This is a genomic window from Rhodococcus sp. IC4_135 (assembly GCF_011602025.1).
In the GTDB taxonomy this organism is placed as follows: Bacteria; Actinomycetota; Actinomycetes; order Mycobacteriales; family Mycobacteriaceae; genus Rhodococcus_F; species Rhodococcus_F baikonurensis.
This window is the reverse complement of record NZ_JAAOLG010000054.1, coordinates 1-15,657: the sequence shown is the minus strand read 5'-3', so window position 1 is coordinate 15,657 and position 15,657 is coordinate 1. Positions and strand designations below refer to the sequence as shown.

Below are 15,657 nucleotides of genomic sequence, written 5' to 3'. Positions count from 1 at the left end.
CTCAATCCCAAGATTGAGACGAATTGCCTGCGTAACGGGATCGCACCAAATCGGCCTCGCTAAGGGAACGAAGGTCGCCTAAACGGTAACCAGAAGATCACACTTCGGTAATGGCCAACTATGAACCTGTACCTGAGGGTTGGGAAAAACCGATAGAGGACTTCGAGCGTGCACTGCGCTCTCGGGGACGAACAGGGCGCAGCGTGTACACACGCCGCGCCTGTATTGCGTTGATTTCCAGGAGCATTGGCATCGCGAGTCCATGGGATGTCTCTCCCGATGAGCTGGCAATGTGGACGGGAGACCAGGATTGGTCCCGAAACACACGCAAGTCCGTGCGCTCGTCCTGCCGAATGTTCTGGGCTTGGGCCGTTGAATCCGGCCGCACTAGCACAGATGCGGCAACCCTGCTCGGTACCGTTGCGTCTGCACCGCCCAACCCCCGACCGATACCTGAGCCCGAATACCTCGAGGCACTCGCGAGCGCGCCAGACCGTGTGCGGCTGATGATCGAACTCGGTGGCGATTGTGGGCTGCGGCGCGCCGAAGCGGCGCAAGTGCACACGCGTGACGTGGACCATGGCAACGACGGGCCGACGCTCACGATTCTCGGCAAGGGTCTCAAGTACCGGACGATTCCGATCAGTGCCCGATTGGCCGGCCGAATTGTGGAGGCCGATGGTTACCTGTTTCCCGGATACATGGGTGGTCACCTGAAACCGTCGTACGTCGCCACGCTTGTGACCGATCACCTGCCGGAGGGACGCACTATGCACAGCCTGCGACACCGCTTCGCGACACAGGCGTACCTCGTCCATCGGGACGTGTTCGTTGTGCAGCAGCTGCTCGGGCACTCGTCGCCGGAGACGACGCGAATGTACGTCGCGGTCCCTCCCGCTTCGATGAGAGAGACCGCGACGGCTGTGTGGGCAGCCTGACTATGCGGGTATGGCTCGCACGTAGGTGACGGAGAGATGCACGCGATCCTCGGGGTTGGTGGTACTTCCGCCGACAGTTAGCGCGCCACCGGAGTTCTGCCAGACGAGCAGACGCACCACATCGCCAGCATCAAAGTCGAACTCGTCACTGAGTGGCGACGCGATCAATCCGCCGGTCGGCGGGATTTCACTGCGGACGAGGCTTAGCGCAGTAGCCCCCCGATAACGCTGAATACGGGCGATTCTGGAGCCAGCGGAGCTACCACCCCAGGGGATATGCGCGCTGACTCGATAGATTCCAGCAGTGCGGATCACACCGCCAGCGGTTGAATACATCGCCGCACCGCCAGGTTTGCTATCCCATTTAGACGCCTGGAAGGAAACAAGAGTGTCGGTGTTGTTGGGAATCGACTGCGTTGTTGTGCGATGCAGCGACACGGTCGCCGGTTCATATGCGGGACCGGCAGGACCGGGCGGGCCAGCGGGACCGGGCGGACCTTGCGGCCCACCAGCGGGACCGGGTGGACCTTGCGGTCCCGGTGCTCCAGTCGCGCCGGGTGCGCCTTTGAGTTCGCCGGTCGTCATGATTGCCTCGAGGCGGGTCGCGAGATCCATCGTGGTCTTGGCGATCAGGTACAAGCCCTCACTGCCGAGCAGGTACGGCAGGCGGTACTTGGTGGTGAATCCTGGCATGAGCGTCGGCCTTTCAGTTCATCGCGTACAGGTTCGGGTAGCGAGTGGACACGAAGTACATGTCATAGCTACTGATCGACGGGTCGAGGTGTCGGGGGTTGTCGCCGCCGAGAGTGATCGTCCGGTCGATCGTGTCGGCAGTGACGGGTGAGTGGTCGGGTGCAACCTTGAGGCCGGACGGGGCCAGGTCCACGGTGATATCCCACTTGCCTCGGCCGTAGGTGATCGTGCCGCCGGACGGTTGCCACGTCGGCATCATGTTCAGTGCGACAGCGAACGGGTCGCCGGTGAGGGTGATGAACCGGAGCGTCTGCGCGGGCAGGGTGAGCGATTCGAACGTGCGCCACCCGATGATGTCCCCCGTTTTCGAGGTGTCCCACCGCACGCGTGGATGCATCGGCTGCGCCGCGTCCCCGGTCACCAGACGCTTCACGTCTTCGATGATGGGGTCGATGATCGTGCCGTCGTTGTACCAGGACTCGAATTGCAGCAGCGCCTCGGGAACCACGTCCTTCACCTTGACGTTGGTCGTCCATTCCCGGTACCCGTTGGGCTTGTCGTACCACTTGCACGAGATGGTGGTAATGGACTGAATCATGCTGGAAGACAACGCAAGCTCGGCCGTCAGATCACACGCGCCCATCGTGGCGCCCTTGTAAGGGATCTGGTCTATCGGGTCTTCCTTGCCGCTGGTTTCGGGAAAGTCGAACGGGTACAAGCGAACCACGCTCTTGTCCGTCGATACCCCCATCATCATGTAGACGTACGCGTACGCGCCGCCGGTCGGAATCCGGTTGACCACGTTGCGGTTCGGCTCGTAGTAGTACTGATCTGCGAACGATGAGTACATGCCGTTAACCGTGTCGAGAACGGTCTTGCCCTTCACGTCGAGGGGCTTGACCTGACCGGTCTTGAAATGGTCTTCGAAATAGAACTGGCGGATACCGACACCGGCCGCTTGATTGCGGATGCGGACCGCCCGCTGAATCATCTGCTCCTCGGGCAGCTCCATCGGATTCCACGGAACGTTGCCGAGAAACGCGGTGCGGTCCGCGGCTTGAATGCGGACCATCCATCCATCGACCATCCCGACGGGTGTGCGTTGCCGAGATGCCTTCACATCGACGTTGGTCGTGAACCCTTGGAAGATGTACCGGTCGCCGGGGTTGGTGTTTCCCTCGCGGGTGTAGAGCACTGCGGTGGCGAGTCGCATTTGTGTCTGCGCGGCGATGCGGCGCAACCAGTTCGGTTCGGCTTCCCAGATGGTGAAGGTGAGCACGGACGGTTGCGGTTGGGTCCACATGTCCGAGCGACCCCACTCGATCGTCATGTCACCGACGAGGGTAGACCCGTTGATCGGGAACACCTTTCGTCCGTTCTCGTCAGTCGCGGTGGCGCAGGACATGAACTGTCCGCCGATCGCGATGGTGGGTGTTGGGTTGACCATCAGAACACCACCGCCGGGCTTGCGCCGCGAGTGCGGTCGGTGCGGCCGATCGCGTTGGCGATGAGTTCAGCGAGTGCGTTGTCAGTCGAGAGCACCGAGCCGTCCACGGTGATGTAGGTTCGCTGATCGACGTATGCCGGGGCTGCGACTTTCGAAGCGAACGGGGCGAACCCACCGGAGTTCAAACCAGGCTGTGCGGCAGTGAGCTCGGGAGGTGCGGCCCCGAACGCGGAAACGGCCGGCGGGAGGAACTTGAAGAAATCTCCGACCGGTGGGATACCGCGAAGCTCGGGCGCGGCAGCGGAGAACAGACCCGACAGCCACGACGGCGGCGAGGGGAATCGAATGTTGGAGATGATGTTGATGAGTCCCTGCACGGCGCTGATGACCGTGCGGATCGGGGCCAGCAGCGCGTTGAAGGCGCGGGCACCGATATCCCCGATCGGACCCATGATCGGGCCGAGTCGAGACATCAGGTCGGTGAACATCGACACCGCGCCGGAGAGCACACCGGCGACGATGTTCGCCAGCGCGGTCAGAGCACCGACGACGGCGAGGGTGATCGGGGACAGTTCGACCATCAGCGAGGCCAGCGGCGGCAGAATCGCGGAGATGAGCTGAACCATGGTCGGCAGGATCGGGAGCACCGCCATGAGCAGCTCGGTGAACGCGGTCGCCAGAGTGGGCAGGATCGGAGCGAGAGTCTGGATGGCGGTTACCAGGGACTGACCGACGCCGGTCGCGACCTGGGCGATGACCGGGGCCATCTGAGTGAACATGTCCGCGATGATCGGCAGGACCGGCATGATCGCGGCCGAGAGCGCTTCGGCTACCGCTTGGAAGGCAGGGGCAAGTGCTTGCACCAGTTGTGCGAGTCCGCCCGCGAAGATCGCGACCAGCTGGGCCAGCGGCGGAATCAGCGGCGCGACAGCGGAGACGAGTGAGGCGAATGCATTCGCGACGACGGGAAGGACCGGCGCAAGTGCATCGAAAATCTGCACGAGTGCGGTGCCGACAGTTCCGGCAATCTGCGAGAACGCGGGGGTGATACCGGTGAGAGCGGAGCCGAGAGCCTGAAACATCTGCCCGAGCATCGGACCGACCACGGCACCGAGTTCGGCGAGCATGGTCAGCAGCGGGCCGAGTGTCGCAGAGATACCGTCGAGCACCTGGGCGAAGCCGTCGAACAGACTCGTCAGGGTGCCGGACTGCTGGAGTTGGGAGAAGACCTGCCCGATGGTGCCGAGTACTCCACCGAAAGCCAGGCCCAATTTGCTGGCGACCGGCTCGACAGCGGCTCCGAAGTCGAGCAGACCCTGAACCAGGTCGGAGATACCGGGCATGAGGGACGAGACGAATTGCTCGCCCGCACTGAGTAGCTTGTTGAACGAGTCGAGGCCGGGGCCGGTGATGGTATCGACGACGCCGGAAAAGACGTCGTTGACCGAGAGGGCGATGCGCTGCATGGCCGGGGTGATGGACTCCATCAGTCCGCCCAGTTTCTCGAAGGACGGGGCCATGGACTTTTCGAAGGTGGACGATACCGCCGCTTTGAGTGAATCGAACTGCGGCGCAATGGTTTGCGCTGCCTTCTTGATTCCGTCCATGCCGAGCATCACCGCCCCCAGCGCGGGCGCGGCAGCCAACCCCACCCCCATCAGCCCGAAGCCGACCGAGCCGAGAGCGCCGAGCAGGAAAGGGATCAGCGACACGACGGCCGTGATCTTCGATCCGATACCGGCGATCGCACCGCCAGCGCGGAACAGTCCGGCAGTGAACGACGACGAGTCCAACGAGAACACTCGCTGGACTTGTCGTTGCATCCGTTCGGCGGCGCGGGCAACGGAGCGGAACGCACGCTCTGCGTTCTGTCCGTTGCCGACGATGTGGACACCGAGAATGGCGCTACCTGCCACTGGTCACTCCTGCTCTGATTGCTGTTCGAGAATGTCGATCGCGGTGGCGATCACCTCATCGGACTCCGAAAGCCACTGCGAGACGGGAATGTTCGTGGCAATCGCCAGCGACACGATCAGACGTTCGAAGGTGTCGCCGTCGTAGGGTCGATATCTTCGGTCTCCACCTGCTCGATCGCGGCAGCTTCGTTGCAGAACGCTTCCCAACTACCGGTGAACAACCCCTGGCGGTAGAGGGCAATGAACGTGATGTAGTTGGTGAACGAGACGGGATCTTCGACGGCCGATCCCCATTTCTGCTTTCGCTGCATTGCAGCGGTTTTCATCTGATCGGAGATGTTGGTCTTGACGTTCTCGTGAACGGTGCCGTCTTCCATCTCGACATTGACGATGATGCGCTGAACTGCCATGGGTCACATTCCTTCTACTTGGTCGATGTAGTAATCGAGGTGTTCCTGATAGAGCCGAACGAAATCCGGTTCGGCCAGATACGCGGCGTCGGTGGCGAACGGCTGCGCACGGATGTGCTTGCGATGCCAGCCCCAGTGGATGGGGTTGGCGTACGGCGCTCGTGGTCCACCGAACTTGATGCCACCCGCACGTGCGGTCGCGGTGACCCGGATGGTGGAGGCGAGGTTGCCGGACTTGCGAGGGACGAACAGCAGGGCAGCGGAGGCGACGATTTCCGCCGCTGCCCTGTTGACCGATTTCAGCTCGTCCAGCTCCACACCGCCGCGCTCCATCGTGCGGACGAAATCGCCCACACCCTGCATTCGCACCGCGATGTAGTCGGACATCTCAGGGGGCCGGTGGGATCACGACGGGCTGTCCGACCAACGACCACTCCAGATCGGAAGTCGGCTTGGTCTTCACGTCGCCGCCGATGTTGATCGGGTCCACGGTCAGCGTGCCAGAGAAACCGGTCTTGAGTTCGGTGTTCGGGACGAACTTGAACGGGAACTGCTTGCCCATGTTCGCCAGCGCCCACAGGTTGATTCCGTCAGCCGAAAGATCCTGCGCCACAGTGGCTTCAAGCACCCACGTGTAGGTGACCTCGCCGGGAATCACGTCGCCGCACAGGACGTTCAGATCGTCCTCGGCGTCTTTGCTGGGCTTGAGTACGCCCTTGGTCACCTGGCACGAGATGTCGATTCCGTCCGGTGATCCGACCTCACCGACAGTGAGGGTTCCCGGACCCATCTTGTATGACTTGGCAGGCATGGCATTTTCCTTTGCTTCTAGAGTTCGACTGAGACTTCGGTCGTGACGAGATAGGCGGGAAGCCCACCGCCCTGACCGGAGAGCGCCATGGTCATGGACAGTTGGACAGGCTGGACGGGATCGACCACGGCAAGCAGTTTCTTGAGCATCGGCGCGAGCGCCTTGTGGCCCTGATTGCTGCCGTGATCCGGTGCCACCAAATACAGTTCGACGGTCATCGTGCCTTCACCACACAGCCGATCGAGCACGACGGACCCGGCTTTGACGGCGATCGCCGGAGGGTTGAGGTCCCGCAGGTCGGCGGTCACGCGCAGCCCTGCGGCGCGGATGGCTGTCACGAGTTCGTTCAGTGCGGAGTCGATGCTCATCTATCCGACCGCCGGTCTCGTCCAGGGGCCGAGTTCGAGGAACATCTGCACGTCCGGGTCATTGCGCTGGACGTAGGCGGTGGCGTCCATGCTGAACGTTTCGATACCGGCCGGTGAGTTGCGGCGGCGCACGATGCGCGAGGCGAGCATGACCGCGCCGTGCACGTAGTTCGCAGCCCACGGATCGTGTGCGCCCTTCCACAGGATCACCTGTGCGTTGACCGCTGCGATCACGCCGTCGATGGTCTTCTCGTCCTGGTCGGTGATCGCGAGCTGGTCGAGCAGGGCCTGCCTTCCGACAGGCCCTGTCTCGATCGGTGCCGTCATCGGCTATCCCGCTGCCGGTGCGGGCGCTGCCCAGTCCACGGAGACCAGCCCCTTGTTCGAATGCAGCAGGGTCGCGTAGTAGCCGAACAGTGCGCCGTCCTGTCCACCGCGAGCGAGGTCCACGGTCTCGACTCGGATCGGCGATCCTGCCAGTTCGTAGAACGTGGCCGCTGCCTTCGCGCCGACGATGACTTTGCCCTTCGGCACGAACTCGTGCGGAACGAAGTTCTCGGGGTCGATCCCAAGGAGCTTGACGTACTCGGGCACGTCGAGCTGAGTGAAGTCGAGCAGCGACTCGATGTCCTCGTCGTTGACGAGCACGAACGTCGCGGCCGCGCGTGCGTTGCGCTTGACGTACCGGGCACCGCGAGCGGCGGCGCGAATAAGGTCCGGGGCGACGGGACCGGCGGGCAGCGTTGCGGCGCTGGTGGTGACGAACGTCGCGGCACGCTGATCGGACTTGTACGCGTAGTCCTCGGCCATGGCGGAGAAGTAGGCGCGAATGAACTCCTGATCGTTGAAGTCCCAGAACTTGCGGTCGATGTCGTGACCACCTGCGAGCCGCTTCGCTTCCACCGACACCGATTCCGTGGTGACCTCGTTGGTCGGAATCTCGGTCTTGTTGCCCGCGTAGTCGTCAACCTCGGGCTTTTCCGTCCAGCGCCATCCGGTGGTCTTCCAGTGGGTGAGCGGCGCGGTGGAGAGCAGCGGGACGATTTCACGCTGATACGCGACACCGCTCCAGAGTTCTCCGATCCATCCGTCCGGGGTGACGTACGGGTTGGCGGAGCGGGTGATGTCCGCGAGCGCGGCGGTCAGGGTCTCGCTGCGTTCGTTGCGGCGCACGGCCTGCAGGGTGTCGCAGACCTGCGAGAACGTGAGCGGGGCGGTGGGACGTGCGACAGCGGCGGTCAGTCCTACCGGCGCCTGTGCTGCCGTGACCGCAGGCGCGGCGGGCGCGGCCGTAGTTGCGGCAGCAGTAGTTTCGTTCTCTGCAGCGGCGGCGGTGCCGTCTGTTTTTTCGGCGGCTGCCTGGTGGGCGGCGTTCTTGGTGGCAGGCATATCGGCCTCTCTCTGTTCGGATGCCGTGACGCTCGATGCGCGGGCATTGGGGAATGCGGGGATGGCGACCATGGCGACGGCGGAGAGAACACCACGGGTGATGCGTGAGCCGTCGCCCGATCGCTGGAGGTCCACCAGTTCGACGGACATGCCGTCGATCACGCGTTCGGCGGCAGCGGTCAGGGTCTGGTCACCGGCCGAGCCGGATCCGACCTTGAAGGTGAAGTTCATTCCGGCGTCGGTGGACTCGCATGCGGTCAGGTATCCGACCGGCGCGCCGCCCGCGTCGGAGTGACCGGCGTAGAGCTTCACGCGGGACAGGTCGTCCGGGACGATGATCGCGTTCGGTTCGACACTGACCTGACCGACCGACGTGCGGCCGGGAGTGCGGAACGGCAAGCCCATTCCGACGATCGTGCGTCGCTCTTCGCTGGCGGTGGCGGGGGCCGGTGAGTTGAACTTGGCGACCTCAGTCGAGTCCGCTGCTGTCAACATCGGAGCGGCGATGCTTGGCTGTCCGCTCAGGTTCAGCCGAGAGCCACGAGAAGTGTTGCCGAAGAAACGCTTCCACGTTCGGCTCTGCGAGTAGGCGGGTGACGCCACCAATGAGAACCAGAGCACCGGCAACCACAGGAATAGTCTCGACACCGAGTGACTGCGCGAGCGTCGGGGCGAGCGGTGCGATCGCGACGAACCCTGCGAAGACTGTGCGGGCCGTCGCGCGCCACGGTCGGCGGGACTGGCTGGGCTGCTGGGAGGGTGTGAGCCTTTGCATGAAGTGTTCAACTTTTCTCGTCCAATGTCTCGTGTTCGGGTTGCAGGGCCATCGCGGTTGTCACGATCAGGTAGATCGCGATACCTGCGGCAGCGAGCGCAGTGACGCTCAGGATCAGTGCGAGGGTGACGGCGATGGCAAGCACACGTGCGCCTTTCTGTTCGCGGAAACGTGACGGGCAATGTCCCGAATTGCGAACGCTGCCAACGGAATACCGGCAAGAATTGCGTAGGTCATGACAGGCCCAATCGGCGCAGGGTGTCGGGTCCGGCGATACCGTCCACGGAAAGGCCGGTGCGGGCTTGGAACTCCCGCACCACCGCCTCGGTCGCGGGTCCGAAGTCGCCGTCGACTTCCAGGCGTGAGTAGCGCGGGTAGTCGCGATTGAGGCGCGCCTGCAAGGCTCGCACCCGGTCGCCGGTAGATCCGCGATGCAACAACTCGGGCGAGGGGATGGTGGTGTTGCCGCCGCGAATGCGCTGCGCAAGTGCGACGACGCGAGGATCACCAGGCCGTAGCCCGATCTGGTAGTGCATCTCGTCGGGACGAGACCACCTGCGGCCGTGGTAGATCACGCCGTCGAATGAGCGCAGGGTTTGCTCGACTCTGCCCACGATCTCGGGTTTCATCGAGTAGTAACCCATGTTGTATTTCGGGGCGTTGATGTCGATGGCGGTGCCGGACATGTGGTTACTGTTCGGGACGTCGTTGTCCGGGGACCAGCCCCAGACCTGCGAGATGACCGGTTCGACGTGATCGTTGTATGCCTTGATGAACGCGGAGAGAATCGTGGACACGTCGCCGGTGCGGAGCGGAACGGCTTTCGCGGCCGGGACGCCGGGGATCTGAACGACGGTGACGCCGGAGCGATCGACCATCGGCCAGCCGTTTTCGGACAGGACGCCTGGGCGTGTGGGGTAGCGCGTCATGAGGGAACCTGCTCTTTCTCGACTGAGACCCGATCGGCCTGGCTATGACCAGGACCAGACCGATCGGGAGCGGGGGTGTCGGTGTTGACCGACAGGGGCGAGGGTCCGATGAACTCCTCGAGGTCGAACGAGATACGGCGGTCGGCGGGGGTGACATCGGTGAGGGAGAGCCGTCCGGCGATCGCGGCCATCAGCGGGCGCAGGCCGTAATCGACAAGCTCGGCGTTGCGGCCCTGCGCGTTGTCGTAGGACATCGAGCTTTTGCCCTCGGCCCCGGCGTCGAGCAGCACGGCGGGGATACCGGCGATGCGGGCGATATCGACGGCGGCAGCGTTGCGGCCCTCCACCAACAGGTGTTGGTTGATCGCGCCGTGCTCTTTGACCTCGATGGCCGAGTTCGTGTAGCCGACACCACCGTTCTCACCGCGCCGTGCAGCTGCCCACCGAGACACCAGCTTCGAAATGTCGTCGTCGTTCATCGGTGCGCCGGAGGTCTGGTGCAGTTCGACGTTCGCCATGGGCGTCTCGGCTGCCTTGTCGGCCGCGTCGAGCAGGTGCGTGGAGTGGCGCAGCGTGCGACCGGCGAATTGCAACAGACCCTCGTGGATACCGGGGATCAGGATCACTTCGTCTGCGGCGGCGGTCTCACCGTTGATGGTCACTTCGAACTTGCTGTTGAAGTCCCAGTAGTCGAACGGGATGCGCTGCGCGCTCGTGACTCGGCCGGTCTCGTCGCGCTCGTCGGCGGACCAGAGAGACCACCCGAAGAACAGCAGATCGTCGGCGGTCCACAGCATCCGGTGGAACGGGGAGATTCCTCGGTCGGTGCGGGTGAGGAAATCCGGCTGATCAGCGACGACTCTGCCGTCGTGCGAGTACTCGCGGAGCGGCAGGTTGCCGAGTGTGCCGCAGATCAGGCCACGTGCTCGGGCCATCGCGGGCACCGACATCGCTTCGAGACGGGTGATCGGCAGGTACTTCATGCCCGTAATATCCGGCCACACAACGGAATTGAGGTGTGTCGGGTGCGGTGCCCACGGACTCGCTATCGCCGGGTTGACGTACGACGCCGCCAACTCGGGCAGCGCCGCCGCCATTCGCAGTTTCTGGAAGATGCCCACGGGTCAACCATGCGGACACCTGCCTACGTTTCCGGCGAACTATTTTTTGGTGGGCGGTCTACCAGCGCGTTTGCTTCCGGCTTGGCGCGGGTGTGTCGTGGAGCGGGCGCGGCGGGTGCACGCGTAGTGCGCATTGAGCGCGGTTCGTGCGGCTTGCAAATCGCTGTGCACGCTCTTGAGGTGACCGGCGGCGCAGCGCCACGCACCGGCTCGGGTGCCGGACAGCTCACGCCAACCGCAATCGCAGAGCGCCAGGGTGGTGAACGGAGTGGAATCCAAACGAATCTCAGGCATTGCCAGGTGTCCAAATCTTCGGTGCGGCTTCTTCGGCCGGTTGGTGGAGTGCGCCGTAGACGGCGAGGGTGGCAGCTTCGAGTTCAGCGATCGAACCGAGCGAGGTTCGGCGCGACCACATCCACCCGCCGTCTCCGAACTTGCGGGTGGCAGCAACGTCGGCAGCGGTGGACAGAGCCGGGTTGGGGCGGATCAGCATGCGTGGACGGGGAACGTAGATCCCGAATTCGTTCTCTTCCATGGACTTCAAGCGGCCGAGAAAGTCGGCGCATGCCAGCGCCACGTCGCGGGCTTGCAGGTCCATCAGGGAAACCTCGAGCTTGTCGCACTCGTCTGCGATCACTGCGGACGGGCCGTACCGATCGACGATGACCTGATTGCCCTGCCATTCGCCCGCGAGCTTGCGCAGGGTTCCGGCAACCCACATCGTTCCTTGCTTCGAGGTGACCATTTCCACGATCGGCCGACCGTCCGGCAGCAGTGCGGCGACGGCGATCGCGGACGATTCACCGTCCACGTTCACGGCCGCGCCGAACGAGAGCCGCAGACCCTCGGGAATCGGCTCCATCGTCTGCGCCGATTCCCATGCCGTCAGCGGAATGACGCGCTCACGTGAGCCGGTGCGCCGGTTGCCGTAGGCGCGGGCGAACTCACCGGGGTTCTTGCGCATCTGCGCGTAGGCCCGTTCGAGTGCGTCCATGTCCACCGTGTGCCCGAACGCCGGGTGATGTTCGGCGACCATGGCGAGGTCGGTCGGGTCGGCGGTGTCGGGAATGCCCCACTCGAAATACGCCATGCCCGGCGCGCCTTCACGTCCGGCGTCACAGAGGCCGTGAAACCACGTCGAGGCAGCGGTGCCCATGGTCGAGACGATGACCGTCTGCGCGCCCTTGCGGGTGGTCTGCGTGGGGACGATGGCCTGCATGAGCGCGAGCGCGTCCGGCTCGGTGAACTTCCACCCCTCATCGACGTTGTTGAGGTCGGACTGTTCACCATGCAGCGAGTCCTCGGTGGGCGGATGCGGGCGCAGCGCGGACCCGTTCACGAACGACATGCGCTCAGAACCCTTGCCACGCTTGGTCGTTGCGAAGCGTTTAAGGGGCGACTGACCGAAGTCCTCGGACAGTTCCCGGAACTTTTCGCCCGCATGCTGCCCTGTCTGCGCTGTCATCCACACCTTGCGGCGCGGACCCGACAGGCAGCGATGGACGGAGTTCGCGAGCTGGAGCGTGGTCTTACCCGCCTGGCGCTGAATCGAGATGACCACGAGCGGGTAGAAGTAGTGACCTCGGCTGTCGAGTTCGTTGCCGACATTCGAAACGAGCGTCTGCCACGGCATGAACGGAGTGCCCATCCGTCCGGCGATCACACCGACCGCCGGACCAGTGGTCTTACGCGCCGGATTCCTCGGTGTTGCGAACTTCGGCGCTGGCATCGGTTGCATTGTTCATCTCCTCCATGAGCTGCTTGAGCTCCTCCTCAGCGCCAGCAGCTCGGGACTGCGGTGTACCGAACAGCGCTTCGATCGTTTCCCGGACCGGAGTGATGGTCTGCGCCAGCGGATACGCGGGCTTGGGCATCCGCTCAGCACAGTCCAGGGCGTACATGCCAGCGCGGGCCACCGACACCAGCGCCGCGTCCAGGTCGAGCAGCGCATCACCCTCGGCCGCTGCCTTCACCGATCGCTCGATCGCGGCCGAGTGCCGACCCGCTTGTGGGGGCAACTCCGACGGTGGGTCGAATAGCGCACCTTGCTCAGACATCAGCATCTCCATTCACTCATCCATGCATGAATATTCATACACGAGCATGCACCGCATGAATATTCATGCATGAATATTATTCACGATTATGCATAACCCCCGGGGTGCCCACCTGGGGAGGGATTTCCCAAAGGGCGCGGGGCTTCCGGAGGACCTCTGTATAAAAAACGTCTCTGACCTGCGATGATTCACGTGACGTGCGATGACGTGCCGCACCGCTCTGACCTGCATGAATGTCCATGCGCATATCGTCTGCATATTTATGCATGAATATGCGACGGACCATCCATGCATAGCTTGAATGTTTATGCATGAGTGATGCATGGAATATGCGAAGAACATGCACGAGTGCGGCGAGGGCCAAGCCCATACCGACCATCACCCACAGCAGCACAACCATGCGGATCACCAGGTGCACACCGAGCATGAACAGGTTGTCATCCATTGTCTTGCAACCAATCTCGTGAGGGTGGTGCAACAAGGGCGCGACCGCGCTTGCTTGCCCACCACTGGGTCATTGACTTGTTTCCGCGTGCTGAGTTGCACGACTGATGAGCGGGCCGCAGGTTGGACAGCGTGTCCGCGCCACCACGCGAGCGCGGAATGATGTGGTCCGCCGTGGTGGCCGGCGGGGTGGCCTTGCCGCACAGATGGCAGCGGACGCCGTACGTGGCGATCGTCATCTCTGTCAGTCCGGCAGCAGCTCGGCCGCCCCACCCGGCCATCAGCGCCTACGGAGAATTGAGGTATCCACGCCGCCGGGGCCTTCGGGACCCACGGTCGGTGGTGGCGTGCTGTCACGGCGGTGGCGGGATGGGTTCGCGAGAGACAGAATCCACAGCCAGATTGCGAACAGTGCGACACCCGCCACGATCACCATAATGTCGATCACAGGTTCACTCCTGCATCGCTGTTGTGGGCCATCACGGTCATCAGGGAGTCGATCGCACGCGGCAGCTCGGCCGCGACGTGATCCACGCGTTCCTTGCCGTCGAGCAGCAGTTGCCGAGCTAGGCCGTCGAGTTCGTCCACTGCGCCGGAGTTAACGATGGCATCGAGAGCGAGCGAGAGAATGGTGGCCTGCTGTGAGAGGTCTGTGACCGCGAGGGTGACCTCATCGAGCGGTGTACGGGCATGGTCGTTCATTTGTCCGCTCCCGACGCGATCGCACGGCCGAGCCACATGTCTGCCTCTTCGAGCTTGGTGAGCGCCAGTGAGCGTTCACGTCCGGCCGGGAGTTCTTCGTGGATGCGCTCGGTAATCGTCTTGAGCATCCAGCCGATCAGGGTTCCATCGGTCATCGTGTTCGTCCTTTCGATAGGGCGCGGCGCTTGCGTGCCTGCTCGGCATCACGTCGCTTACGTTGCGCCAGTTGGTTTTCGAGGTCAGTCGCACAGCGCAGGTGAGCAATCAGGTTGTCCGCAGTCCATGACACGGAATCACCCGCATTGACCGGTGAGAGGCACAACCGGCAGCGGTCATCGAACCGTGCCTTACGCATTACCGGTGGTCGAGCGAAGTGATTAGCCATGACTACCCCGTATCTGTGAGTGAGTAGGGAGTGGGCATCGTCGCCACCACCCTAGGAATCCCCGGAAGCTCGCCCCTAGATCCGTTCAGGGACAACGAAAGTCGCGCCCTGCCGAAGTTGGCAGGTCGCTATCGTCGTATTACCTCCCCTTCAGGAGCTACCTGAAGGCTTGGCGGGCAGTGCCGGAATCTGCCCCGCGTGACCGGCAAGCTGGTCGGTTAACGTCGGACCCTGCTGATAGCGACGTGAAGCGGCTAGTTGGTGCCTTCGGGATCGAACAAAGTCGGTACGGCCAGCTCGTCTAACGCGGCCTGGCGGGCGTCTCGGCAGTCGGCGCACACACGATCTACCGGAATCCACGCCTTGGGGTGAAAGGGTCGTTCACAATCGACGCACTTTTCTTTGGTCGGCTCGATCGGCCGACCCTTGCGCCAACGGACGCGAGACGGGTCTACGAAGTTTTCGGGCGTCTTCCACGGCCCTTTCACCACGTCGCCCATCAGCGCTGTCCGCGACGAGCGTTCTCAAGGTGGGCAGTGATCGACGCGACGAGGTAGCTGTATGCGTAGCCGTATGCATGGGCGTAGGCGCGGGCTTGATCGTCTTCGGGCACTTCTGCGAGAACACGCTCGATACGGGCGGCAGAGACCGACAGAGCGGCATCCAGCCCACCAACGATCTCATCCAACGGGGTCATTTGCGTGCCTTCTTCCGCTGTGCCGCAAGGTGATTCATCTCGGTTCGATCCAAGATGTACGCCCCGCGAAGGCCAGACAGCTTGCCCACGACGGGGATACGGCCAGTACGTGCCCACTTCTGCACAGTGCTGACGGGCTTTCCGAGGATCTCGGCCGCGTCCACCACGGAACACAAGTCCGTAAGTACGCCGATGTTGTTCACGGATGACAGATTGGCACATTTATGCACTTACGGCAACATTGGCTCAGATATTGGCGTAGATACGTCAAGTGCGCTAAGTTGCAAACATGACTAATCCACACGCCGAAGGCGCTATACCGCCAATCACGCTCAAAACGAGGCTGATGCTCGCGCGCGACTATCGCGGGATGACTCAGGCCGAGCTCGCCGAACTGATCGAAGTAGGAATACGAAGCGTCATTCGCTTCGAGAAAGGCGAGGCAGTCCCCAAGCGAGGCCAGAAAATGGCGTGGGCGATGGCTACCGGAGTTAGCTACGAATGGCTAGACACAGGAAAATCCCCGTCACCTGATGATGACGGGGGTGTCAGCGAACCTTCCTCAATCCCAAGAT

At 63.1% G+C, this 15,657-nt stretch carries 24 protein-coding genes; 2 read left to right on the top strand and 22 right to left on the bottom strand.

The features are described from left to right. Positions 1–110 precede the first annotated feature (110 nt). Entirely contained in the window at positions 111–938 is an 828-nt protein-coding gene (locus G8767_RS33510) for a tyrosine-type recombinase/integrase (protein ID WP_346843062.1), read from the top strand. Here the strand turns inward: G8767_RS33510 and G8767_RS33505 are convergent, their stop codons facing one another. From G8767_RS33505 to G8767_RS33400, 22 genes are all read right to left on the bottom strand, one after another. Further along, positions 939–1,631 (bottom strand): hypothetical protein, encoded by a 693-nt coding sequence (locus tag G8767_RS33505; protein ID WP_166814040.1) that lies wholly within the window; start codon positions 1,629–1,631, stop codon positions 939–941. A gap of 13 nt (positions 1,632–1,644) precedes the next feature. Continuing rightward, a complete protein-coding gene (locus tag G8767_RS33500; RefSeq protein WP_166814076.1) occupies positions 1,645–3,078 on the bottom strand; it encodes a hypothetical protein in 1,434 nt (477 codons plus the stop codon). Further along, positions 3,078–4,994 carry a hypothetical protein gene (locus G8767_RS33495; RefSeq protein ID WP_166814075.1) on the bottom strand — a complete coding sequence of 639 codons (1,917 nt, stop codon included), beginning with the start codon at positions 4,992–4,994 and terminating at the stop codon, positions 3,078–3,080. Before G8767_RS33495 ends, G8767_RS33500 begins: the two co-directional genes overlap by 1 nt. A 116-nt stretch (positions 4,995–5,110) precedes the next feature. Beyond that, positions 5,111–5,404: a hypothetical protein gene (locus tag G8767_RS33490; RefSeq protein WP_166814073.1), complete on the bottom strand. Its 294-nt coding sequence runs from the start codon at positions 5,402–5,404 to the stop codon at positions 5,111–5,113. Between the two features lie 3 nt (positions 5,405–5,407). Continuing rightward, positions 5,408–5,791 carry a hypothetical protein gene (locus G8767_RS33485; protein ID WP_166814071.1) on the bottom strand — a complete coding sequence of 128 codons (384 nt, stop codon included), beginning with the start codon at positions 5,789–5,791 and terminating at the stop codon, positions 5,408–5,410. Position 5,792: 1 nt separating this feature from the next. Continuing rightward, positions 5,793–6,215 (bottom strand): hypothetical protein, encoded by a 423-nt coding sequence (locus tag G8767_RS33480; protein ID WP_166814068.1) that lies wholly within the window; start codon positions 6,213–6,215, stop codon positions 5,793–5,795. A gap of 17 nt (positions 6,216–6,232) precedes the next feature. After that, entirely contained in the window at positions 6,233–6,583 is a 351-nt protein-coding gene (locus G8767_RS33475) for a hypothetical protein (protein WP_166814066.1), read from the bottom strand. Continuing rightward, positions 6,584–6,910, bottom strand: coding sequence for a hypothetical protein (locus G8767_RS33470; RefSeq protein WP_166814064.1), 327 nt, complete (start codon positions 6,908–6,910; stop codon positions 6,584–6,586). Positions 6,911–6,913: 3 nt separating this feature from the next. Further along, entirely contained in the window at positions 6,914–8,467 is a 1,554-nt protein-coding gene (locus tag G8767_RS33465) for a hypothetical protein (RefSeq protein ID WP_166814062.1), read from the bottom strand. Next, on the bottom strand, positions 8,442–8,747 hold the full coding sequence (locus G8767_RS33460) for a hypothetical protein (RefSeq protein ID WP_206030014.1): 306 nt from the start codon (positions 8,745–8,747) through the stop codon (positions 8,442–8,444). Before G8767_RS33460 ends, G8767_RS33465 begins: the two co-directional genes overlap by 26 nt. 7 nt (positions 8,748–8,754) lie before the next feature. Beyond that, complete coding sequence (locus G8767_RS33455; protein WP_166814060.1) at positions 8,755–8,892, bottom strand: hypothetical protein; 138 nt, start codon at positions 8,890–8,892, stop codon at positions 8,755–8,757. Positions 8,893–8,980: 88 nt separating this feature from the next. Beyond that, positions 8,981–9,676, bottom strand: coding sequence for a peptidoglycan-binding protein (locus tag G8767_RS36095; RefSeq protein WP_240952971.1), 696 nt, complete (start codon positions 9,674–9,676; stop codon positions 8,981–8,983). Continuing rightward, a complete protein-coding gene (locus G8767_RS33445) occupies positions 9,673–10,797 on the bottom strand; it encodes a phage portal protein (RefSeq protein WP_166814058.1) in 1,125 nt (374 codons plus the stop codon). The genes G8767_RS36095 and G8767_RS33445 overlap by 4 nt, the downstream gene beginning before the upstream one ends. 39 nt (positions 10,798–10,836) lie before the next feature. Beyond that, a complete protein-coding gene (locus tag G8767_RS33440) occupies positions 10,837–11,091 on the bottom strand; it encodes a hypothetical protein (protein ID WP_166814056.1) in 255 nt (84 codons plus the stop codon). Continuing rightward, positions 11,084–12,535, bottom strand: coding sequence for a terminase (locus tag G8767_RS33435; RefSeq protein WP_206030013.1), 1,452 nt, complete (start codon positions 12,533–12,535; stop codon positions 11,084–11,086). The genes G8767_RS33440 and G8767_RS33435 overlap by 8 nt, the downstream gene beginning before the upstream one ends. After that, on the bottom strand, positions 12,483–12,854 hold the full coding sequence (locus tag G8767_RS33430; RefSeq protein ID WP_166814054.1) for a hypothetical protein: 372 nt from the start codon (positions 12,852–12,854) through the stop codon (positions 12,483–12,485). The genes G8767_RS33435 and G8767_RS33430 overlap by 53 nt, the downstream gene beginning before the upstream one ends. A gap of 76 nt (positions 12,855–12,930) precedes the next feature. Beyond that, a complete protein-coding gene (locus G8767_RS33425; RefSeq protein WP_166814052.1) occupies positions 12,931–13,299 on the bottom strand; it encodes a hypothetical protein in 369 nt (122 codons plus the stop codon). After that, the gene (locus G8767_RS33420) at positions 13,292–13,537 is read right to left on the bottom strand and encodes an HNH endonuclease signature motif containing protein (RefSeq protein ID WP_240952970.1); all 246 of its coding nucleotides are present in this window, start codon (positions 13,535–13,537) and stop codon (positions 13,292–13,294) included. Before G8767_RS33420 ends, G8767_RS33425 begins: the two co-directional genes overlap by 8 nt. 205 nt (positions 13,538–13,742) lie before the next feature. Next, complete coding sequence (locus G8767_RS33415; protein WP_166814048.1) at positions 13,743–14,000, bottom strand: hypothetical protein; 258 nt, start codon at positions 13,998–14,000, stop codon at positions 13,743–13,745. Next, positions 13,997–14,155 (bottom strand): hypothetical protein, encoded by a 159-nt coding sequence (locus G8767_RS33410; RefSeq protein WP_166814038.1) that lies wholly within the window; start codon positions 14,153–14,155, stop codon positions 13,997–13,999. Before G8767_RS33410 ends, G8767_RS33415 begins: the two co-directional genes overlap by 4 nt. A 729-nt stretch (positions 14,156–14,884) precedes the next feature. Further along, positions 14,885–15,082 carry a hypothetical protein gene (locus tag G8767_RS33405; protein WP_166814046.1) on the bottom strand — a complete coding sequence of 66 codons (198 nt, stop codon included), beginning with the start codon at positions 15,080–15,082 and terminating at the stop codon, positions 14,885–14,887. Next, entirely contained in the window at positions 15,079–15,285 is a 207-nt protein-coding gene (locus G8767_RS33400; protein ID WP_166814044.1) for a helix-turn-helix domain-containing protein, read from the bottom strand. The genes G8767_RS33405 and G8767_RS33400 overlap by 4 nt, the downstream gene beginning before the upstream one ends. Positions 15,286–15,371: 86 nt before the next feature. On the opposite strand from G8767_RS33400, the gene G8767_RS33395 reads away from it, so the two are divergent. Then, positions 15,372–15,657 (top strand): helix-turn-helix transcriptional regulator (locus tag G8767_RS33395; protein ID WP_166814042.1); only part of this gene is annotated, 286 nt, incomplete at its 3' end.